This window comes from Prosthecochloris sp., assembly GCA_015482705.2.
Classification (GTDB): domain Bacteria; phylum Bacteroidota; class Chlorobiia; order Chlorobiales; family Chlorobiaceae; genus Prosthecochloris.
In genome coordinates, this window is sequence record JADMLA020000040.1 from 42604 (window position 1) to 64297 (window position 21694).

A 21694-nucleotide genomic window follows, 5' to 3' on the forward strand; every position below is an offset into this window, starting at 1 on the left:
ACAAGAGGCTGTTGTCTTTCACGGGGATCCATCGTTTTTTCTTACACAGGGAGGGACTTCGGATGGATTGGATGCCTTACTTGCTTTCGGGGATGTTCCATTCCGTACCTTCCTTGGTGTCTTTAATTGCAACTCCTGAATCCGCAAGCCTGTCACGAATCAGATCGCTCAGTGCAAAATTCTTGTTCTTTCTTGCCTCTTGGCGCACGTCCAGCAGAATTGAAACGATATCATTAACTATCTCTTTTCCTGCATTTTTTCCTTGCGCGTTTTCCGTATCTCCTGTTTCGATAATGCCAAGCACGTCATGGCCGTAGGACACGAAAAACTTTTTGCATTCTTCGAGTGATTTTTCCGAGAGCCCCTGCTTGCTGTTCAGTGCAGCATTAACGGCTCGAGCAAGATCGAAAAGTACTGAAATGGCGATCGGTGTATTGAAGTCATCGTTCATGGCTTCGGTAAACCGTTCTTCATATGTCGTCGTATCGAGTTCTTCACTGCCGGGGGTAGCCGTTGAGAGTGCCCGCCAGGTTTCCTGCAGTTTTTCGAGGCCGGATTGTGAAGCCATGATGGCGGCTTCTGAAAAGTCGAGAGGGGATCGGTAATGGGACTGCAGTATAAAGAACCGTATGACTATCGGCGGAACGCTTTGAAAAAGGTCCTTCAGGTTGACCGAATTTTTCAGCGATTTTCCCATTTTTGTGCCGTTGACCGTCACCATATTGTTGTGCATCCAGTAGCGAACATAGGGTTTTCCCGTAGCTGCTTCGGATTGTGCAATTTCGCATTCATGGTGGGGAAACTTGTTTTCCATGCCTCCGCCATGTATGTCGATCGTATCACCGAGGTATTTCATTGCCATGGCGGAGCATTCGGCATGCCAACCGGGGTAACCGGTGCTCCAGGGTGAATCCCATTTCATGAGATGACCGGGTTCGGCTTTTTTCCAGAGAGCGAAATCGGCAGGGTGCTTCTTTTCACTTCTCGATGCCACCCTTCCGCCGGATTGCTGGGCTTCCTGATCTGTTCGGCCCGAAAGTCTTCCGTATCCGGGAAAAGAGGACACGGAGAAATACACATTGCCGTTTACCTCATAGGCATGACCGTTTTCCATCAGCTTTGTAATCAATGCAATCTGTTCAGGAATGTGTCCGGTTGCCGTAGGGGCGATACTCGGTCTGTCGACTCCTAATCGATCCATATCCTCATAGTAACTCCGTGTATAATATTGCGCAATCTCCATGGGATCGATTTTTTCGAGACGAGCCTGCTTGGCGATTTTGTCTTCACCTTCGTCAGCATCATCGGTAAGGTGTCCGACATCGGTGATATTCTGGATATACTTGACGGTATAACCAAGATGCCGGAGCCATTTGACGACGACATCGAACGAGACATAACTTTTTGCATGACCAAGATGAGCATGCCCGTAAACGGTAGGACCGCAGACGTAAAGTGTTGCGATTCCCGGATTCAGAGATGAAAATTCCTCTTTCTGCCGGCTGAGTGAATTATATATATAAAGGGACATGATTCGCGGTTCTATACAGTGGCTGAAAATCTATGGAAAAAGTTAAACATTTGGGTTTTTGTTTCAAGGTGTTTAGCTTTCCGGTTTAGCTTTTACCCGGTTTTGCAACTTCGAATCGCTGCTCCCGGACCTTTCTTTGATTTGGGTTACTGTTATGACATGAAAATACGAAACGCAACGTTTTATAAAAGTGTTTCCGCCCTCGATCAGCTTCCCGAAGAGCAGTTTCCTGAAATTGTTTTTGTTGGAAGATCGAATGTCGGTAAATCGACACTGCTTAATTCGCTTACAGGGAAAAAAGGGCTGGCAAAAACAAGTACAACACCCGGAAAAACACAGCTTATAAATTATTTCCTGATTAACGATACCTGCTATTTTGTCGATCTTCCCGGCTATGGGTACGCTAAAGTGGGAAAAAGCCAAAAACAGGAGTGGGGAAAGCTGCTCGGTGATTATGTGCGTACTCGTGACCGCATTGCACTCGTTGTCATGCTTATCGATTCCCGCCATCCGGACATGGAATCCGACCGTCATATGATGGAGTTTCTTCAATATTACGATCGCTCTTTTGGGATTGCGTTGACCAAATATGACAAGCTGAAACAAAAAGATAAGGCGCGTGCCGGGCATGCCGTGAAAAGTTACTCGTTCAAATCCAAATTTATAGTAAATTACTCGGCCCTTTCCGGGCAGGGAAAAGATGAGCTTTTAGAACAACTTGCCACGTATACAGGTTAAAAAAGAATTGTCGTGAAAGAAAAAACAAACATGCAGCAACCATCGGCTTCAGCAACGGTCATTGTCGGGACTCAGTTCGGCGACGAGGGAAAAGGGAAACTGGTTGATTTTCTGTCATCGAAGTTCGATGTGGTTGTTCGCTACCAGGGTGGTGCAAATGCCGGTCACACCATCTGTTTCGACAACAAAACGGTCGTACTTCATCTCATCCCGTCCGGGATATTCAATGAAGGCTGTACTTGTGTCATCGGAAACGGTGTTGTTATCGATCCGAATGCCCTGCTCGATGAAATACGACAGGTCGAAGAGCTTGGTTATGACGTCAAGGGCCGTTTGTTCATCAGCCACAACGCTCATCTTATCATGCCGTATCACAAACTGCTCGATTCATTACATGAGAGTGCCCAGAACAACAAGAAAATCGGCACAACCGGGCGTGGTATAGGGCCGAGTTACGAAGACAAGTTTGCCCGTAAAGGCATACGGGTGGTCGATCTGCTTCATCCTGAAATTCTCGAAGAAAAGCTTCGTTCCAATCTGGAAGCCAAGAACAAGCTGATCAGAAATATTTATGGATCGGAGGAGATAGATATCGATACCATGGTTCGCCAGTACTCCGAGTTCGACGAGATTATCAACCCCTATGTCACCAATACGCAGCTGCTTTTACACAAGATGCTGCGTAAGGGAAAGACGGTACTGCTCGAAGGGGCGCAAGGATGCCTTCTGGATGTCGATCATGGAACGTATCCGTATGTAACGTCATCCAACCCGACAGCAGGTGGTGCTTCGACAGGCTCAGGTATAGCTCCGAACTACATCGGTAACGTTATCGGGGTTGTCAAAGCGTATATGACCCGTGTCGGTAACGGGGCGTTTCCGACGGAGCTCGATGACGAAACCGGCGAGAAACTCGGTACAATCGGTAACGAATTCGGAGCGACAACGGGCAGAAAGCGCCGTTGCGGCTGGCTCGATCTGGTCGCTTTGCGTTATTCGCTGATTGTCAACGGTGTGACTGAAATAGCTTTGACGAAACTCGATGTACTCGATTCATTCAGCGAGATATGTGTTTGCACCTCGTACACGCTCGATGGAAAAGAGATTACGGACTTTCCTACGGATGATCAGACGCTCAGCCGTGTGACACCGGTGTACAAGCCTTTGAAAGGCTGGAATGCATCGAATGCGGCAGCGAGATCTTTCGATGATCTGCATACCGAGACAAAGACGTTCATCTCGTTTCTCGAAGAAGAACTCGATGTGCCGGTAACGTTTATTTCGGTTGGTCCCGGAAGGGATGAAACCGTTTTCAGGTGATGGTTCAACGGCTATAGTGACAAGGAGAGATCATGGCATTGATGGATATAGCGGTTGTTCCGCTTGACAAGGGTTCGAAAGGGCTCAGCGCCGGTGTCGCCGAGCTTCAGAATATTCTTCAAAAGAGCGGTCTGGATTACAGGCTTCATGATATGGGCACCACCGTTTCGGGTTCCGCCACCGAGCTTTTTGCTGTGGCGGAGCGGCTGCATGAACACTTGTTTACAGCAGGTACACAACGTGTCTATACGGTTATCAAGATCGACGACCGCAGGGATAAAAATGTTGCCATCGGCGAAAAGATTGTCTCGGTTAAGCGGAAGATGGGCAGTTCGGGCTCCAGCCCTCTCTCCTAAACGCAACGTATGGCTTCTCTGCCCTCGGAAAAAAGCTGTCAGGCTGTCTCAAAAAAACTGCTTCATGACTATCGGTCAACGTCTCGGATAGAGAGTCATGCCGCACTCGATGCGGCATCCATACTGACTTTCATTGGAAGACGGATCCTCGGGTCAAGCTCGAGGATGACCAGAGAAAGAGTAATTATAGGGCTAACGAGATAGCCTCTCGAACGGTCCATCTCATGGAAGGATTGTTTTTTTCAGGGAGTTTCGTACGTGAGCGATGAAACGACAAGCTCGACCCCCTTCGCGACTTTCGAGTGATGCTCGTCTGCTACCTGGTCTACAACAAAGCATACCTGGCCGGCAACGGATTTGCGCCTGTAGGTTCTTGTGTGCGGTGTCTTTACCCCCAAAATGTCTATGGCGAATTTCTCCGAGAGAATTTCGTATTCACCTGATTGTCTTATACTGCCAAATACCGAATCAGTGACGTCCCCGAAAGGAACTTCTTCATTACATGATCGAGCATAGATTTCTGCAAACCCATCTATATCGCGAGCGTCATCTGCCGGGAGTATAAAGATTGTTACCAAAAGACCAGTTCCCGGGTACTCTATCAAAAGGTGCCGGAGTTCTCCTTTCATACCATCTTCTGCTACTTTCCAATTTCCAGGGTATTGAAATTCCAGTCCGGCATTGTTGTAGGCTCTTGGATTATCACTCTCTGCGCTTCTTTCGCCACAACCTGTCAAGAATAGTGATAGAAGCGCCAAGCAGGAAATTTGAAGCATGTTTTTCATTGCTGTCTCTCTGACAGTATTCATTGTATGTACTCCGGGTAGTGGCAGAAATCTCAATAAAGATGAGCTGCATATTTTTTCGCGTTACTTGAATTGTACTTATTACACTGCAGTGGAACGGAAAGATTCATGCGGGGTTATGTTTCTCAGTAACGTATTGTTTCTAAACATCCTCCACAATTTCGCCATTGTTTTCGAACAATACAAGTAATAATAGCTATGCAGCCTCTCTCCCCTGTTGCAGACAAGGCAGAGCGGTGTGGAGGAAAGATCGGATTTTGCGACAATCCTTCACCTGTCGGAAGAAGCGACTCTCTGCGAGCCACGGTCCTCCCTTTTTGGTCGTGCTGACAGGGCTTTTCATAGGTTTTCATTTCTACCTATTATTCGTATCTTCAATTCTTTATATTCAAAGCTTGACGGTTGCAGAATCTGAAGCTGTATTCATGGTGTTAACCCGAAGGATGCGGCGGCAGCAAATTTCAGGAGGAAGGAGCTCATGGCGTCAGTTCCGGGCACAACTCAGTTACTTAAAGAAGACAACGTTACTCACAGTTTTTGCGGTCTTGCCAGTGTCGGCTGGCTGTATCAGAAAATCAAGGATAGTTTTTTCCTTATTCTCGGCACCCATACCTGTGCGCACTTTCTCCAGAATGCTCTCGGTATGATGATTTTCGCGAAACCCCGTTTTGGTATCGCGCTGATGGAAGAGAGTGACCTCTCGCGGCAGGACCCGAAACTCGAAGACGTTATTGCTGAAATCAGGAGAGACCATCATCCATCGGTTATTTTTCTGCTTTCTTCCTGCACACCGGAAGTCATGAAAGTCGATTTCAAAGGGCTTGCGCATTCGTTGAGCACTTCTGAGGTTCCTGTGCTTTTCGTGCCGGCGAGCGGACTCGTTTACAACTTCACCCAGGCGGAGGATTCGGTGCTTCAGGCAATGGTGCCTTTTTGTCCGGAGGCTCCTGCCGGAGAAAAAAGCGTTGTTTTTGTCGGATCGGTCAATGATTCCATTGCTGATGACCTTCGTTCCGAGGCTGAAGAACTGGGCATCAAGGTAGGAGGGTTTCTGCCCGAAAACCGCTTCGATCAGCTGCCTGCGATCGGGCCTGATACCGTGCTCGCTCCGATACAGCCCTATCTTTCGAGAGTTGTTTCCAGGCTTAACCGTGAACGGGGTTCGAAAGTGCTTCGCTCGCTTTTCCCTTTCGGTCCTACGGGAACGAGGGTTTTCTGGGAAGATCTGGCGGCCATGTTCGATATAACAGTAGATTTACATGAAAGAGAACAGGCGGCATGGGACCGGATTTCAGACCAGGTTGACCTGTTGAAAGGCAAAAGGGTGTTTTTCACGGCGGATACCATGATGGAACTACCGCTCGCCCGTTTTCTGAAAAACGTCGGTGCAGAGGTCATTGAGTGCAGCAGCGCATATATCAATAAAAAGTTTCATGCACGCGAGCTCGAGGCTCTCGATGGCGTCAAAGTGGTCGAGCAGCCCAACTTTCATCGTCAGTTGCAGGACATCAAGCAGGATAATCCTGATCTGATCGTCACTTCTCTCATGACTGCCAATCCTTTCGTCGGGAACGGGTTCATCGTCAAGTGGAGCATGGAGTTCACGTTGATGCCGATTCACAGCTGGTCCGGTGTCTTCACGCTCGCGAACCTGTTTGTTTCTCCGCTCCAGCGCCGAAGCAAACTTCCTGAGTTTGACGAGTCGGTGTGGTTGAAGGGAGTGATGCCGAGCGCCGGGCATTGAACACGATGGTTTCGGCTGAACCGAAGTTTGGGTAAGAGCAACTAATGGAATTGCAATCATAAAGAGGATTACAAAGCATGCGTTTAGCTTTCTGGCTCTATGAGGGAACAGCGCTTCACGGAATAAGCCGTGTTACCAACAGTATGAAAAATGTTCATACGGTCTATCATGCCCCTCAGGGAGACGATTACATAACCGCAACCTATACCATGCTGGAAAGAACGCCGGAGTTTCCCGCTCTTTCCATCAGCGTTGTCAGAGGCCAGGATCTCGCCCGTGGTGTGTCACGGCTGCCCAGTACCCTGGAGCAGGTTGAAGAACATTACCACCCTGAAATCATTGTTGTCGCTCCAAGCTGCAGTACCGCTCTTCTTCAAGAGGATCTCACTCAGCTCTCCCGGCATTCAGGAGTCGATTCCGATAAGATTATCGTACATGACGTCAATCCTTTCAGGGTCCAGGAACACGAGTCGGCTGAAGGTTTGTTCACCAAGCTTGTCGAGCGGTATTCGCTTGAACAGAGTGTGACCGAAAAACCAAGTGTCAACTTGTTAGGGTTTACATCACTTGGTTTTCACCTGCGTTCGGACCTTGTCAGCCTGCGCAGGATTCTCAAAACTCTCGGTGTTGAGGTAAACGTTGTTGCGCCATGGGGCGCAGGCCTCGAAGAACTCCGTAATCTTCCCGCTGCATGGCTCAATATCGTACCTTACCACGAAATGGGACGGGGGGCAGCACATTACCTTCGTGAGAAATTCGGAATGCCGTCGGTTCAGGGTACGCCTCTGGGTGTAGAAGCTACACTCGACTGGATTCGTGAACTGCTTGAGAAACTGAACGTTATTGCGGAGGAAAAAGGGTTGCCGGCCCTTGCAATGCCGCCTTTGACCGATTTTTCGCTTGACGGGCTGAGTGCTCCCAGTGGCGTGCCGTGGTTCGCTCGTACTGCCGATATGGAAAGTTTCAGCGCTAAACGGGCGTTTGTTTTCGGCGATGCTACGCACACTGTCGGTATGGTCAAGTTTCTCAAAAATGAGCTTGGGATGCAGATCATCGGTGCGGGTACCTATCTTGAAGAACATGCCGACTGGATTCGTGAACAGCTCGAAGGATATCTGCCGGAACCGCTTATGGTGACGGACAAGTTCCAGGAAATTTCGAAAAAAATCGAGGATGAAATGCCGGATCTGGTCTGTGGCACCCAGATGGAACGGCACAGCTGTCGGAAGCTCGATGTACCGTGTATGGTTATTTCAACACCGACGCATATAGAAAATCACCTGATCGGGTACTATCCTGTTCTCGGGTTCGAGGGGGCTGACGTACTTGCCGACCGGGTCTATACGTCATGTAAGCTTGGACTTGAAAAACACCTTGTTGATTTCTTCGGCGATGCCGGTCTGGAATACGAGGAAGAGGAACCGGCAGCGACATTGAACGGTCAGCCGGGATCTTCAGCAGAAAGCGGTGAAGAGGGTACGCAGTTCGGAGAAGAAGGCGGTGCGGACGGAATGCCATGGAGCGCAGATGCTGAAAAAATGCTCAAAAAAGTACCGTTTTTCGTTCGCAAGAAGGTTCGTAAGAATACCGAGAATTTCGCCCGTGAAAACGGTGAGACAAACATAACCGCCGAGGTTTTCAAAAGGGCCAAAGAAGCTTTGGGCGGGTAAGCAAGTATCGTATCGTTAATTTAATTTTTGCGTTGTCACCATGAGTTTAATCCTTGCTGTTTATGGAAAGGGAGGTATCGGGAAGAGTACAACAACCGCGAATATTTCAGCAGCGCTTGCACTGAAAGGCGCTAAAGTTCTACAGATCGGCTGCGACCCGAAGCATGACAGTACCTTTCCTCTTACGGGTACCCTGCAGAAAACCGTGATCGAGGCTCTCGAGGAAGTTGATTTTCATCACGAGGAGCTGACCGAGGAGGATATCATAGAAACCGGTTTTGGCGGTGTTGACGCTCTGGAAGCCGGCGGGCCTCCCGCTGGAAGCGGATGCGGCGGTTACGTTGTTGGTGAAGCGGTCAAGCTTCTTCAGGAACTCGGCGTCTATGACCGTTACGATGTCATTCTGTTCGATGTTCTCGGCGACGTGGTCTGCGGCGGGTTCAGTGCTCCATTGACCTATGCCGATTATGCGGTGATTATCGCAACCAATGATTTCGACAGTATCTTTGCGGCTAACCGCCTTTGTATGGCCATCGAGCAGAAAAGTACACGCTACAAGGTGCAGCTTGCCGGAATCGTCGCCAATCGTGTGGACTATGCGAAAGGCGGTGGCACCAACATGCTCGAGCAGTTTGCAGACAAGGTTGGCACCAAGCTTCTTGCAAGGGTTCCCTATCACGAACTGATCCGCAAGAGCCGTTTTGCCGGAAAGACCATGTTCCAGATGGAAGACGGGCCGGATAAAGACGAATGTGTAAAACCATACAACGAGATTGCGGATTTCCTCCTTTCAAAGGAGCCTTCGGCTTCCGTACCGGCACCGATCGGTGACAGGGAGATTTTCGACATCGTCGGGGGATGGCAGTAGGACGGGTCGCTATAGCGCCTGTTGAATCGTTGAACTGTTGAGTTGTTGAATCGTCGGATGGCTCGACACCGGATGTTCAAAGATCAACGGAAAGAAAAATGCAAGGCAGCTTTCGGGCTGCCTTTTGTTTTTTCCGGTTTTGATCTACAACTTTATAGTTGCGGTGGCGGTGGTGATATTGTTAAAGAATATCTGTTGAACCGAAGAGGTAAAGCTATGGCTACACAGTTTGAACGAAAAGCATCAGTAGAGGCAATAAAGAGTCATTTTGAGAATGATGTCGAACGTTTTTCAAACCTTGAGACCGGACAGAAATCAATAATTGACTCGCCATTGGCAATGGATCTTGTTGCCAGATCCGCATCCGGATCGACGGCCAACATCAGGCGGGTTCTGGATATCGGCTGCGGAGCGGGTAACTACACGCTCAAGCTGCTGCACTATGTCGCCTCTTTTCATTGTGACCTTCTCGACCTTAGTCGGCCTATGCTTGAGAAGGCTCATGAACGGATTTCAGCGGTTAACACCGGCAGCGTGCGACTATTTCAGGGCGACTTTCGCCTGATCGAACTGGAAGAAGCAGGCTACGACGTGATTCTTGCTGCGGCTGTCTTGCATCACTTGCGGGATGACGATGATTGGGCGGCAGCATTCAGAAAGATTTTCCGCTTGACGGCACCCGGTGGCAGTGTCTGGATTTCCGATCTCGTTTCTCATGAAACCGGTCCGGTTCAGAACCTTATGGAGGAGCGGTATGGTGTCTACCTTTCTACCGTTGGGGGAGAGGAGTACAGGGCCAGGGTTTTTGAGGATATCGACAGGGAGGATTCTCCCCGACCGGTTCCCTATCAATTGGATCTTCTTCGTAAAGTAGGGTTCGACCATGTAGAACTCTTGCATAAAAATTCCTGTTTCGCTGTTTTCGGCGCGATTAAAATCGATTACAATAAATAAGTGGTATGGTCGAGTATAAAACAGGAACCGACAGTATTGATTGGGAAGCTTTGGGGAATCTCTATGAAGAAGTCGGGCTTGTCGCGGGATTCGGGGAGAAAAGAGACCTTGGAACAATCAGGCGAGCCTTTCAGAACAGCTACAAGGTTGTGACGGTTTGGAAAGGCGAAAAACAGGTTGGCGCAGGGCGCATGATATCCGATGGCTTGTGCTACGGAACAATTTATGACGTCGGCGTACTGGAGCCCTACAGGGGGCAGGGAATTGGGAAAGGCATTATGGCTGCCTTGCTGGAAGGAAACGAGCATCTATTGGTCTATCTGACCTCGACGTTCGGCAATGAGCATTTTTATAGCAAACTGGGTTTCAAAAAACATAAGACTGCCTATGCGAAGTATCCGCATGAGTCCGAATATCTGGAAGAATAGCCGTTGAAAATTATCTGATGAAACCAACGCTTGCATTCGATGTCTATGGAACACTGATCGATACGCACGGTCTTGTATCGAAAATCCGGAAAACAGCCGGTGACAAGGCTGAAGAGTTTTCCCGCATCTGGCGGCAGAAGCAGCTTGAATACTCTTTTCGAAGGGGGCTGATGCAGAACTATGCAACCTTCGCCGTGTGCACCCGGAACGCGCTCGATTACACCTGTGATTTCTGCAAGGTTTCTTTCACCGTTGAGCAGAAAGAAGAGTTGCTCGAAAGCTACCGAACGCTTCCCGCTTTCAGCGACGTTGAAAAGAGCCTGGAAGGCCTCAAGGCGTCAGGGTTCCGTATCTACGCCTTTTCCAACGGCAGTTCAGAAGCTGTTGAAGCACTGCTTTCGGCGGCGGGTATCAGAAAACATTTGCTCGATGTTGTCAGCGTGGATGATCTGAAATCGTTCAAGCCGAACCCGGCGGTGTACAGCCATTTTCTGAATAAGTCCGGAGCATCGGGCAGTAGTGCATGGCTCATTTCAGGTAATCCGTTTGATGTCATCGGGGCTGTATCAGCAGGTATGCGGGCCGTCTGGGTCAAACGTTCTCCCGAAGCGATCTTCGACCCTTGGGGGATTGAGCCGACGCTCGTCGTATCGAGCCTTGCTGAACTTGATGAAAGTATTTCGGCTTATCTTGTCGTGAAAGGAATCGGAGATTGTTAGTATGCAGATGTCGTTTTTTGACCGTAATAAAGTTGTTATTTTGGTTTAAAAAAGGAGGGGTTATTTTATATGAAATACAGTGATTCAATAAAGCCGATAAGTTATCTCAAAGCGCACGCTTCGGAAGTTATCAGAGAAGTTTCCGACAACAGAGAGACCATGATTATTACTCATCATGGAGAAGCCAAGGTTATTTTGCAAGATATCCACATTTATGAACAAACGCAGGAAAGTCTGGTTTTACTGAAAATGCTGGCACAAAGTTCAAAGTCAATAGAGCAAGGAAAATACAGACCGGTCAGTGAGTCTTTTGATCTGCTCAGGAAACAAATAGAAGCACAGCAGGGCTGATGAAATATGAAGTTTTTCTGAGTGCTGATGCTGAAGGTGATCTTCTCGATATCTGGAAATATGTTGCAAATCACGATTCGTCTGAAAGTGCTAACAGGCTTTTTGACAATTTACAAGAAATGTGTTTGAGCCTTGAACGTTTCCCTGATCGAGGCCACTATTCCCCTGAATTAGAGAGAATACATGTGCGGGAGTATCGGGAAATTCATTTCAAGCCTTACAGGATTATTTATCGAATGCATGAGCGGAAAGTTTTTATCTACGGTGTGTTCGATGGCAGACGGAACCTTCAGGAGTTGTTGATTGAAAGACTAATTCGAACACGAATCGAGTAAACACGACGCATGAATCCTGCCAAAGTTGACAGAAACAGGCTGGAAAAGCTTACCGATCTTCCCAATATCGGGGCCGCAATTGCTGCCGATCTTTGTCTTTTGGGCATCAACATGCCGGACGATCTTGTCGGAAAGTCACCGCTTGAATTGTATCATATGCTTTCTTCGACAAAGGGTAAACGCCAGGACCCCTGCCTGCTCGATGTACTTATTTCCATAACAAGATTCATGGACGGCGAAGACCCGCGTCCTTGGTGGCATTACACTGCAGAACGAAAGAGAAGGTACGGGTATCATCGAGAAACCTCATAAAGTAGTATGGCAGATATTTTCATAGGGCCGATTCAGGAGGGAAATCATCAGGAACTTTCCCGCATGGTCGGAGCACTGCTGGATGAGATAATGGCAGCAATTGATGAACCGGCCTTTACTTTTAATCAAAAAGAAACCGAGGCTCGGTCCAGAGAACTGGTAGCCAGAGGGAAATATTGGATTTTTATTGCCAGGGAGTCAGTTACAGACAGTGCGGTGGGTTTTGTGTCGCTTTATGAAAGCTACGCGCTGTATGCCGAAGGAGCATACGGTACCATTCCCGAATTGTATGTTCGCCCTCAATGGCGATCGCAATCTGTCGGAAACATGCTCTTGCAAGCGGTCGATACCTTTGCCCGTAAAAAAGGCTGGAGCAGGTTGGAGGTGACAACACCTCCATTGCCTGAATTCGACCGGACGTTGAGGTTTTACGAGGTGAACGGCTTTTCGATTACGGGTGGGAGAAAGCTGAAAAGAGATATCGTGTCTTGAACTATCTTCGATCAACGCGGGTGGAGCGCTGAAAAAAAAGAAAAACTATGATAGATCAATCTCATGAGTACGTAACTCTTCGTGAGGAATTGCTTCAGGCAAAGCGGTATGTGTTCGAGAGGCCACTGGTGATCGTGGCATTAGGGATTGGAGTGCTCACGACACTCGATGTGGAATATATGGGGACAATGGCGCTTGTATTGGCAAGCTTGCTCCTTTTCAATTTCTGGTTCACCGTGAATCGTCTCAGGAGTGCCGCCAGGATTATCGCGTATATACAGCTGGAGCTGGAAGGAGAGACCGATGGTGCGTGGGTGGGCTGGGAGTCATGCCTTCGATATTATCGCAAATGGTTAACGCTTGACTCAGCGGGAGCGGAAAAGAATGTGGACATCGATACGGAGATCGATAAGGATGCGGTACCTGACGCGATGCTGCATTATCCACCGATATATTATCTCCATATCGCTCTCATGCTTGCCGTAGCGATTTGGTCAATAACAGTCACGTGGATTGGTTACAGTGTTGTCAATGTGCTTTGCAGTACCTGTATTGTGCTGCTTTTTGCTCTTTTCAGTTTGGAATCTCTCAAGAACAAGCCATCGGTAATTGCCGCTTTGGTTGAAAGAAACCGTGTGGTTTGGCGGCATGTGTTCGAGTACATGCAAAAAGACGGAGCAAAGCCTGCTGCCGCCGGTAAGAAGGTGTAGCTGGTGCCAGATTTTTCCTGCCCTGTCACTCGGGGTGACATTGATTTGCAAACCTACAATAAGGATTATGATTATTTTAGGTTCAGGCGTTATCCTAAAATAACGTTCACGCAAGTGGGAAGGGGTGATTCCTGCGGGATGTGGGACTAATGCTGTCAGATATGGCAGGTGTAGCACCAGGCTTCCGTCTGTTCGCATTTTCCAATGGCAGTGTGGAAGCTGTCGGGACGTTCCTTGCGGTGGCAGGCATCAGGGAGCTTTTTCTGGACGTTGTCAGGGTGGAAGAACTGCGGTCGTTTCGCCTTCCTACTTCAACCGCAGGATGTGCATCTATGAACTGCAGATCGCAATCGATGCCGGGAAAAAGATTATCCCTCTGTATTGCAGCGCATGGGCGGAGTTTAAGAGCGCTTTCGAGAAGGACGGTGAGGAAGCGGAGATCAACAGGCAGTTGAACAGAGCTGCTCTGGCAGTTGCAGAGCTTCAGATGATGGATTTCCGCGAATTGCGCAACGAAAAACTCGATTCAAAAAAGGTTGAGAATTTTCTGGATGGGATGGGTGAGGCGGTTTGCAGGTGAAAAGTGCTAATGCTTTCATTTCTGCCAGATGGTTTTAAATACAATGTTGAGGAGATAAAAAAATGGACGAAAACAACATTGGTCAACTAATAAATAATCCAAGTGAGGGGTTATCTGTAGAGCTTAAAGACTGGATAGACCCTGATATACCTGAAGGAATTACCAAAATTGTTTAAGCTTGTTTGGCGATGCGTAATAATGATGGGGGGTATTTGCTAATTGGGTTTAACAATGAATCTGGGTCTCCAAATATACAAGATGCCCCAAAAGATGTAGAGATACGTTTCCATATAGATAAGATTCAAGGTTATGTTTCAAAATATTCCTCTGAGGCTTTTGAAGTATCAATACATTACCCTGAAAAAGAAGGTGAGAAATTTGTCGTGATCGAAATTCCTTCTGGGGTAAAAACACCGGTCGTCACTAAGTCAGGGTTAAATGAAGATGGGTATGACTATATACGAGTTGATAAGGTATACGTTCGATCTTTGAATTCGAATAACATGGTCAGTACAACAGAAGCAAAATGGAAGGATTGGCCACAGATTGTGGAAAAGTGCTTCGAAAACAGGGAAGCAGATGTTGGAAGGTTTTTAAGAAGGCATTTAGCAAGTTCATCTTTAAATGATTTGAAAGGAATGTTTTCCGAATTCTTTGGAGATGAACTTACAAAGAATGAAATAGATGAGCAATCATTGATTGATTTCTTGGATAGGTCTAAAAAGCGTTTCTTGACTGTAGTTGAAGAACGGAATGTTGAGTTACCTTCCCATGGCTCTATGGAGGTCGCTGCAACTATTATAGGCCAAATCAAGGATTTTTCAACAGACAGTGAGTTTCTTAATCTTATATCTTCAAGTAATCAGTCATATACTGGTTGGCCCGTTTGGGTAGATAGCCGCTCGTTCGCTGATAGAAAAGCTATGCCTTTTGTGCATGAAGGTTGCTGGGAAGCTCTTATTGTTTTATTTGAGAATAGCTTTCATGATCATCTTGACTACTGGCGAATAAGCCCTGAAGGAAGGTTTTATCTATACAGAGGCTTTGAGGACGATATAGGCGGCGGGGATAGAAGACCTCAATCAGGAACAGCTTTAGACTTTGGATTGGTAATCCTTCGAGCTGCAGAGTCTGTGGTTGTTGCATTTGATTTTGCAAAAGCAATGGGTTGTGATGAGAACGGACTGATGAAATTTGCCTTTAGGTGGTCGGGTTTAAGAGGAAGAGTACTGAGTTCATGGGCAAATCCAGAACGTCATCTTTCATATGGTAGGGAAGCATATCAAGATCAAGTCTTGGCTAAACTCGATGTGCCTATAGATACAGCAAAAGGTGCTTTATCTGGTTACATCAATAAGTTGGTCAATCAATTATTTCTTGTGTTTGAGGGGTTTCAATTGGCAGAGGGTGTTACTAATGCTATCATAAGGCGATTATTAGAGCGCAGGCTGTAAAGATTCTTATATAGCTATAGAAAATACTACAGAGTATGTTTTGGGGGAGCATTTCTTAAGGGCTACAAAGAAGTTGTAGACAAGAGGTGAGCCATTGAGAGGGATTTCTTTAAGCTTAATATCACTTTTCTTTTAAGGCAACTCCGTTCCCCTGTTCAAAATATCGAGATAGTTGCTATAGTTGTATATCCGGTTGCGTTTTTGGGCGGTCAGTTCACGTACTATTCCAAGATGTTGAAGCTTTTTCAGTGCCCTGTTGATTGTTGCAGGGGTAAAACCTGTCTTTTGTGCAAGTGACGTGGATGTGGCAATCGGGTGTTCAAGCAACGCCCGGTGTACTTCCAGTATCGAAGCGGCCGCCCTGCCAAGGCCTGTGATTATTTCACGATCCTGATTGGAAAGATTGACAAGCTGTTGTGCGGTTTCCACTGCCTGGGTTGCGGTTGCAATAACCGCATCGGCAAAGAAGTCCAGCCAGGCTTCCCAATCTCCCTTGAACCGAACAGAATCGAGTAGCTCGTAATATGTTTTACGATGTGTTTTGAAGTAAAGGCTCAGGTAAAGTAATGGTTCATGCAAGACTTTTCTGTCACAGAGAAGCATTGTGATAAGGAGTCGCCCAAGTCGTCCGTTTCCATCAAGAAATGGGTGAATGGTCTCGAATTGTACATGGGCCAATGCGGCTTTGATGAGTACTGGAGTCGGCTCAGGTTTGTCATGCAAAAACAGTTCGAGTTTTCCCATGCATTCCATGACCATTTCGGGCGGAGGAGGAACAAAGGTGGCATTGCCTGGTCGGGTTCCGCCAATCCAGTTCTGGCTTTTACGGAATTTGCCAGGAGTCTTCTCACTACCTCTTCCTTTTGCAAGAAGTATCGAGTGCACCTCTTTCATTAAACGCAGAGATAACGGAAAACCGCTTGCCAGCCGTTCCAGTCCATGGTTCAAAGCCGCAATGTAATTGCTTACCTCTTGTACATCATCAAGAGGGACTCCGGGCTCCTGATCGAGCTCAAATATAAGGAGGTCGGAGAGGGATGACTGCGTTCCTTCTATCATCGAAGAAAGGACAGCTTCTTTTATGACATACATATAAAGAAAAAGTGACGTGTCGGGCAGAAGTGTCGAGACGCTGTCCAATCGGCCAATGGCAAGGAGGGCTTGATCGAATTTACTGCGCAATTCAGGCGTCCATTCGAGAGGTGACGTGGGGGGTAATGGATTCGGAACAAATGCTTCTACACTTTCACCTGAGGTTGTTGTTGTGATGTAGTGTCCCTGTAGAATGCGTTTCATGCTTATTGTAGAAAGTTAAAATAAGGATCGCTCTTATTTTAAGTTAGTCGTTTATCTTAAAATAAGAAAAATAACAGAGGTGTAATTATCTTTCAAGCAAAATGATCCGAAGTGAACGTACAATAAGAATTATGCTTATTTTAGGTTCAGGAGTTATCCTAAAATAACGATAAGAAGCTGTTTCAAAAGAACCGCTTCACGACTATCGGTCATCATTGCAAACGTTTCCGGTAAAGAGGTAATGAGTCATGCCGCTCCGTGAAATAGGGGTTCGGATTTCACGGGGATGCGGTATCCATAGTGATATTGATTGGAAGATGGATCCCCGGGTCAGGCCCGAAGATGACTACAGAAAGACTCTTTGTAGGTCTTCTAATGAGACTTCCTCTTGTCTGTTTCCCGGTGGGGTATCAGATATGGCAGGTGTAGCGGCAGGTGATGTCGCCGCTTTCTCCGATGATCGAAGCGTCTATTTTCGCATTGGGGTTCACCAGTTCCCCGAGCAGTTTCGTGAACGTGCCGAGGTAGAAATTGCCGACAACCGGGATGGTCGGATGGGTTACCTTGACGGTGATGACCGGTTTTTTACCGGAGGTGTAGCTGAAGTCACCGCTTCCGACAAAGGTCCAGGCATTCTTGCTGATGGCAAAGAGCAGCAATTTGAAGGCAAGGCTTGGTGGCAGGGGTTTGAGCAGTTTCTGGAAGAATCCCGGGATTCTCACTTTCAGCAGATAGGCTGCCGTGCGCTGGCCTGAATCTTTCAGCAGTTCAGCCAGAACACTGTTATCGAGGTCCTTGTCGAGGGAGGTGACAAGGGTGTGAAACTTTGTTTCCTCAACCATTTCCGACGGCAGGTTGCCGATGAGGTGGCCATGGCCTGCAACCGTCAGGCGTGCGTCAGCTTCTGCCTTGCCGTATTTCGCTTCAAGGGCCGCGACGGTTTGAATGATGGAGTTGGGGCCGATTTTTGCAGGAGCTGTCATATGAGAAAAACAGTTTGGTTAGTAAATGATTGTGGGAAAATACATATAGTGGGCCAATTCTGAAACAGGCTATCCCGGTTAACCTTACAGGTTCAACGATCACAAGGGTTTGTCGGCGTTATAAGTAACGAGAGGCGTCCATTATCCGGATGTGGGTGGAAAGATGATGTTGATGTTTTCCGTGTCCCATCCCTTTCGTACGGTTATCGTATCTCTGTTGACGGAAAAAACATCTGCAGGTTCGAACGGATGGATCGTTCCCGGATTCCACGATAGTTTATTGTCTTCTTGAACGCGTGAGCCGGGAATGAATGCCCGTATCGTGTATTTCCCAGGGGCGAGCTGATGTATGGTGAAATCTGTCGGGTTGTCGTCGTTACGTTGGACCACCGTTCTGCGCGGTAAGCGGTTTGTCGAATCGAGGGCTTCGACGACCACGACTCCTGTTCCACCCGACACGGTGCCCTTGATCGTGCCGAAGTCTTCTGCGTCTGCGACGGTAAAGACGGATGTTGCGAGTGAATCGGCAGCGTGTTCTCCATCGAGTCCGACGAGGGCCGCCATTCGGATGTCAACGCGGTAGGTGGAGCCATTCTCGAAAGACGGGTTTGCCTGCAGCGAATAGCGGCGGTTGTCTATCGGGGTGATCGTGTAGGCAAGGGGAGAGGTGTTTTCTCCATTTACGATGTACAGTGTTGTTGCTTGGTCGAGTGATTTTTTTTCAACCGGAATATTGAAGGCTATATCGACGGTTCTTCCCCGCTCCGGAACAGTGGGTCTGAGGAACGCTGTTTTTTCATCGTTTTTCGGCAACAACCCGGTGAGTTCGACCGTTTCTTTTCTTTCTTTGGCCGTTCCCCTGCATATGGTCGATTTCAGGTTCCCCTTGTACGTGACCCGGTAGCCTGAGTTCCTGTCGAGTTTCCCGGTAACCACCCTGAACGTAATGGCTGACGTTGTATTTTGTGTGCTGTAGAATCCTTTAATCGGCAGTTGCTTGTTGCTGACCGTGTCGATGACAGTGAGCGATGCAATGTCGAACTCTTCGACAGGAATGCTGCGATTGAAGCTGATTTCGAGAAGGTTGTTCGCCGGTGCGGAGCAATAAACCGGTTGTGGTGTGCGATGTGATTCCGCAAGCCTGAAAAGGTTGTCGAGAGTTCCTGTTGTAATCAGCTTCTCGTGGCCTGTTCCGAAAGGTTCGTTTTCAGGATTCAACCGTTGGTCGCCGTTTCTGTCCTGCAAGGCAAGCAGCCGGTAGCTGCCTTCCGCGAGGTATTCGAAGATAAATTTTCCATCCCGCCCTGTTTGTACACTGTAATCAGGTGTGCGATCCAGAGGATTGAAGGAACGTGTGTCATTGTTTGTTACGGCATACGCAAGGACCAGTGCGCGAGGGAGTGGACGAGTGTCATTCGAAAAAACCCGGCCTCCTATGATTCCCCGGTTGATCTTCTCTCCGGTTGAAAACGCATAGGTATAGCTTTGCTCGAGCTCGTTACCGCGGCTGCTTCTCAATGATTTGTTGAGGGTGATCGTATAGGTTTTGTTTTTGCCGAGAGGTTTCGTGAAGAGTATTTCAGCATCGGTGCCGCCGGCTTCAAGGGTATAGTCGGTGATCGCCGGGGAAAAAACAAGCGCCTTTTTCAGGGACCAGGCGGGAACATAGCGATTGAAATTGAATACGATCTTTTGCGGTGACGTATTGACGGAAGAGGATGGTGGACTTACAGAAAGAATTTCTAGGGGTGCGGTATCCTTCGGTCCTCCGGTTGGCGCGCGATCGAGCGCACATGCAGCGAGTAAAAGGCAAAGTGCTGAAAGAAGTTGCAGCGGTTTCATGGAAAGAAATGTTGAGGCCCTACCCGGATTGTAAATCAGCGTATGAATTCGTAAATTAAAAAGCTAAGAAGTACTATGAAAGTTTTTTGGAAAAAAAATAACAGATTGTTTACGATATAGATGACCAGAAGCACCTGCAAAGTTCTTTATGTGTCTGGTGAAATTTCTCCATTTGTAAGGGTCAGTTCTCTCGCCGATTTCATGGCATCTTTTCCTCAAGCCATGGAAGATGAAGGTTGTGAGGCACGAATAATGATGCCTAAATACGGTGTGATCAACGATCGCAAATTTCGCCTTCACGATGTCTTGCGGCTTTCAGATATCAAAGTACCCCTGAAAGACAAGACCGATTTGCTTCACGTAAAGGTTACGGCTCTTCCGTCCAGCAAAATACAGACTTATTTTCTCTATAACGAAAAATATTTCAAGCGAAACGGCCTTTTTACCGACATGGCCCAGGGAGATAATTTCAAGGGTAGTGCCGAAAGGGTGATTTTCTTCAATATCGGTATTCTTGAAACGCTGCAGAGACTCGGCTGGAAGCCCGATATCATTCATTTTCATGACTGGTATGCGGGTCTTGTTCCCTTGCTGCTGAAAACCGTTTATGCCGACAACCCCTTTTTCAAAGGGATTAAAACGGTGCTCACCCTTCATAATGCACACACTCAGGGTGTTTTTTCAGAGAAACCGTTCAAAAAACTGTTGCCCGAAGTTATAGTCGAGCGGCTGCATGCCGAAGGCGATGATACGGTAAACATGCTGTTTACAGGAATTGAACACGCGGACAGAGTTGCTACGACCTCGAGCCGTTATGCCGAACTTATCAGCAGCGATGAGGATACGGCTTACGGTGTCGATAAGATTCTGGCTTTGCGCGGTAATCATCTGGAAGGAATAATCAACGGGCTCGATACAAAACAGTGGAATCCGTCTTCGGACAAGCTCATCAAGAAAAAGTTCGATGTCGAACGACTCGAAGAGAAGCTTGAAAACAAGAAATATCTGCTTGAAGAGCTGAATCTTTCTTTCGATGAGGATGCTCCCCTGATCGGTGCCATGGTAAATTTTGACCGTTTTCAGGGCATCGACCTTGTGATGGATGCTCTCGAGAATCTCTTGGAGCTGGATATTCGCCTCGTTATTTCCGGTACGGGGGACAAGGAGATTAAGAACAAATTGCAGACTCTTGCAGCGAAGTATCAAGGTAAGCTCGGGCTTAATTTTGATTTTACCGATGCATTTTTTCATCAGATAATGGCTTCTGCCGATATGCTGCTTATGCCCGGAAAGCTGGAGTCATGCGGTATGATGCAGTTCTTCGCAATGCGATATGGAACGTTGCCGATTATCTATGCCGGTTCCGGCAGTGCCGAGACCATCGATGAGATAGACCAGGAACATGATGGTTCCGGTTTTGCTTTTCATGAGTACTCTCCTGAAGCGTTGACCAAAACGGTGGAAGAGGCTCTTTTGGTATATGGTGACAAGGATCGTTGGATCAGGCTTGTGACGGATAACATGGAAAGGGAAATGACCTGGAAGGACTCGGCGGAAAAGTATAGTCAGATCTATCGTGGTCTGCTCGAAAGTGCATAGAGGAGCAGTGTGAGAAAGGTAAAGGTACTGTTTCTCGACCGTGATGGCACGATCAACCGCGATATAGGCACCTACGTAACTACACGAGAGCAGTTTCAGCTCATAGAAGGAACGGAAGCGGCCATTGCCCTTGCAAGACAGGCGGGTTATCAGATTGTCATTGTAACCAATCAGGCTGGTATTGCCAAAGGTATTGTCACTTCCGGGCAGGTTGAAGATATTCATCGTTACCTCAATGAACTGCTCGCCGTTAGGGGTGCCGCTTTCGACCGGAGCTATTATTGTCCTACCCATCCGGACTATCCAAATCCAGAGTATGATCGTTTCGCGTGGTGCAGGAAGCCCGATACCGGTATGGTTGATCGAGCGGTTGCCGATTACCTTGCTTCTGGGGTTGAAGTGGACAAGTCACAATCGTTTTTTATCGGCGATAAAACCGTAGATGTTGAATGCGGATTGCGTGCCGGGCTTCGTCCCATTCTTGTCAGAACAGGTCATGGTGAGGAGGTGTTATGTCGTGAACGAGGAATTGAGCCTGAATTCGTGGCCGACAATCTCTACCAGGCCATAACCGGGTATATACTCTTGAATGCCTGTTGATTTGTT

The 21694-nt window shown here is 47.7% G+C and carries 24 protein-coding genes; 18 read left to right on the forward strand and 6 right to left on the reverse strand.

Going from position 1 to position 21694, the window contains the following annotated elements:
* Window positions 1-76 precede the first annotated feature (76 nt).
* Complete coding sequence (gene cysS / locus QZ209_RS10275; RefSeq protein WP_294347616.1) at window positions 77-1531, reverse strand: cysteine--tRNA ligase; 1455 nt, start codon at window positions 1529-1531, stop codon at window positions 77-79.
* Window positions 1532-1690: 159 nt separating this feature from the next.
* Here cysS and yihA point away from each other — a divergent pair, with 159 nt between their 5' ends.
* Genes yihA through QZ209_RS10290 form a run of 3 tightly spaced genes read left to right on the forward strand, consistent with a single transcriptional unit; the run spans window position 1691 to window position 3945 of the window.
* Window positions 1691-2269 (forward strand): ribosome biogenesis GTP-binding protein YihA/YsxC, encoded by a 579-nt coding sequence (gene yihA / locus QZ209_RS10280; RefSeq protein ID WP_294347618.1) that lies wholly within the window; start codon window positions 1691-1693, stop codon window positions 2267-2269.
* Window positions 2270-2299: 30 nt separating this feature from the next.
* Window positions 2300-3589 carry an adenylosuccinate synthase gene (locus QZ209_RS10285; RefSeq protein WP_294348027.1) on the forward strand — a complete coding sequence of 430 codons (1290 nt, stop codon included), beginning with the start codon at window positions 2300-2302 and terminating at the stop codon, window positions 3587-3589.
* A gap of 32 nt (window positions 3590-3621) precedes the next feature.
* The gene (locus tag QZ209_RS10290; protein ID WP_294347620.1) at window positions 3622-3945 is read left to right on the forward strand and encodes an MTH1187 family thiamine-binding protein; all 324 of its coding nucleotides are present in this window, start codon (window positions 3622-3624) and stop codon (window positions 3943-3945) included.
* A gap of 95 nt (window positions 3946-4040) precedes the next feature.
* Here the strand turns inward: QZ209_RS10290 and QZ209_RS10295 are convergent, their stop codons facing one another.
* Window positions 4041-4166 (reverse strand): hypothetical protein, encoded by a 126-nt coding sequence (locus QZ209_RS10295; protein WP_294347621.1) that lies wholly within the window; start codon window positions 4164-4166, stop codon window positions 4041-4043.
* Between the two features lie 21 nt (window positions 4167-4187).
* Window positions 4188-4754 (reverse strand): hypothetical protein, encoded by a 567-nt coding sequence (locus tag QZ209_RS10300; protein WP_294347623.1) that lies wholly within the window; start codon window positions 4752-4754, stop codon window positions 4188-4190.
* 475 nt (window positions 4755-5229) lie between these two features.
* Here QZ209_RS10300 and bchN point away from each other — a divergent pair, with 475 nt between their 5' ends.
* From bchN to QZ209_RS10365, 13 genes are all read left to right on the forward strand, one after another.
* A complete protein-coding gene (gene bchN / locus QZ209_RS10305; RefSeq protein ID WP_294347625.1) occupies window positions 5230-6495 on the forward strand; it encodes a ferredoxin:protochlorophyllide reductase (ATP-dependent) subunit N in 1266 nt (421 codons plus the stop codon).
* A gap of 77 nt (window positions 6496-6572) precedes the next feature.
* Window positions 6573-8165, forward strand: a complete 1593-nt coding sequence (locus tag QZ209_RS10310; RefSeq protein WP_294347626.1) for a ferredoxin:protochlorophyllide reductase (ATP-dependent) subunit B — start codon at window positions 6573-6575, stop codon at window positions 8163-8165.
* 40 nt (window positions 8166-8205) lie between these two features.
* On the forward strand, window positions 8206-9033 hold the full coding sequence (gene bchL / locus QZ209_RS10315) for a ferredoxin:protochlorophyllide reductase (ATP-dependent) iron-sulfur ATP-binding protein (RefSeq protein ID WP_294347628.1): 828 nt from the start codon (window positions 8206-8208) through the stop codon (window positions 9031-9033).
* A 216-nt stretch (window positions 9034-9249) separates the two neighbouring features.
* Entirely contained in the window at window positions 9250-9987 is a 738-nt protein-coding gene (locus QZ209_RS10320) for a class I SAM-dependent methyltransferase (protein ID WP_294347630.1), read from the forward strand.
* A gap of 5 nt (window positions 9988-9992) precedes the next feature.
* On the forward strand, window positions 9993-10415 hold the full coding sequence (locus QZ209_RS10325; RefSeq protein ID WP_294347632.1) for a GNAT family N-acetyltransferase: 423 nt from the start codon (window positions 9993-9995) through the stop codon (window positions 10413-10415).
* Window positions 10416-10432: 17 nt separating this feature from the next.
* Window positions 10433-11134 carry a haloacid dehalogenase type II gene (locus QZ209_RS10330; protein ID WP_294347633.1) on the forward strand — a complete coding sequence of 234 codons (702 nt, stop codon included), beginning with the start codon at window positions 10433-10435 and terminating at the stop codon, window positions 11132-11134.
* A 69-nt stretch (window positions 11135-11203) separates the two neighbouring features.
* Window positions 11204-11485 carry a type II toxin-antitoxin system Phd/YefM family antitoxin gene (locus tag QZ209_RS10335; protein WP_294347634.1) on the forward strand — a complete coding sequence of 94 codons (282 nt, stop codon included), beginning with the start codon at window positions 11204-11206 and terminating at the stop codon, window positions 11483-11485.
* The gene (locus QZ209_RS10340) at window positions 11485-11820 is read left to right on the forward strand and encodes a type II toxin-antitoxin system RelE/ParE family toxin (RefSeq protein ID WP_294347635.1); all 336 of its coding nucleotides are present in this window, start codon (window positions 11485-11487) and stop codon (window positions 11818-11820) included. The genes QZ209_RS10335 and QZ209_RS10340 overlap by 1 nt, the downstream gene beginning before the upstream one ends.
* A 9-nt stretch (window positions 11821-11829) precedes the next feature.
* On the forward strand, window positions 11830-12132 hold the full coding sequence (locus QZ209_RS10345) for a helix-hairpin-helix domain-containing protein (RefSeq protein ID WP_294347636.1): 303 nt from the start codon (window positions 11830-11832) through the stop codon (window positions 12130-12132).
* Window positions 12133-12138: 6 nt separating this feature from the next.
* Window positions 12139-12624, forward strand: coding sequence for a GNAT family N-acetyltransferase (locus QZ209_RS10350; protein WP_294347637.1), 486 nt, complete (start codon window positions 12139-12141; stop codon window positions 12622-12624).
* Between the two features lie 47 nt (window positions 12625-12671).
* The gene (locus QZ209_RS10355) at window positions 12672-13334 is read left to right on the forward strand and encodes a hypothetical protein (RefSeq protein ID WP_294347638.1); all 663 of its coding nucleotides are present in this window, start codon (window positions 12672-12674) and stop codon (window positions 13332-13334) included.
* 322 nt (window positions 13335-13656) lie between these two features.
* The gene (locus QZ209_RS10360; protein ID WP_294347639.1) at window positions 13657-13914 is read left to right on the forward strand and encodes a hypothetical protein; all 258 of its coding nucleotides are present in this window, start codon (window positions 13657-13659) and stop codon (window positions 13912-13914) included.
* 188 nt (window positions 13915-14102) lie between these two features.
* Window positions 14103-15368: a hypothetical protein gene (locus tag QZ209_RS10365; protein ID WP_294347640.1), complete on the forward strand. Its 1266-nt coding sequence runs from the start codon at window positions 14103-14105 to the stop codon at window positions 15366-15368.
* A gap of 132 nt (window positions 15369-15500) precedes the next feature.
* Here QZ209_RS10365 and QZ209_RS10370 read toward each other — a convergent pair whose 3' ends face one another.
* The 3 genes from QZ209_RS10370 to QZ209_RS10380 all read right to left on the reverse strand — a co-directional run bounded on the left by QZ209_RS10370 (window position 15501) and on the right by QZ209_RS10380 (window position 19489).
* The gene (locus QZ209_RS10370) at window positions 15501-16664 is read right to left on the reverse strand and encodes a Fic family protein (protein ID WP_294347641.1); all 1164 of its coding nucleotides are present in this window, start codon (window positions 16662-16664) and stop codon (window positions 15501-15503) included.
* 410 nt (window positions 16665-17074) lie between these two features.
* The gene (bchJ, locus tag QZ209_RS10375; protein WP_294347642.1) at window positions 17075-17647 is read right to left on the reverse strand and encodes a bacteriochlorophyll 4-vinyl reductase; all 573 of its coding nucleotides are present in this window, start codon (window positions 17645-17647) and stop codon (window positions 17075-17077) included.
* A gap of 141 nt (window positions 17648-17788) precedes the next feature.
* Entirely contained in the window at window positions 17789-19489 is a 1701-nt protein-coding gene (locus QZ209_RS10380; protein WP_294347643.1) for an Ig-like domain-containing protein, read from the reverse strand.
* A gap of 120 nt (window positions 19490-19609) precedes the next feature.
* Here QZ209_RS10380 and QZ209_RS10385 point away from each other — a divergent pair, with 120 nt between their 5' ends.
* Both QZ209_RS10385 and QZ209_RS10390 read left to right on the forward strand, forming a co-directional pair.
* Window positions 19610-21088, forward strand: a complete 1479-nt coding sequence (locus QZ209_RS10385) for a starch synthase (protein WP_294347644.1) — start codon at window positions 19610-19612, stop codon at window positions 21086-21088.
* Between the two features lie 9 nt (window positions 21089-21097).
* Window positions 21098-21688 carry an HAD family hydrolase gene (locus QZ209_RS10390; protein ID WP_294347645.1) on the forward strand — a complete coding sequence of 197 codons (591 nt, stop codon included), beginning with the start codon at window positions 21098-21100 and terminating at the stop codon, window positions 21686-21688.
* The last annotated feature ends 6 nt before the right edge of the window (window positions 21689-21694 follow it).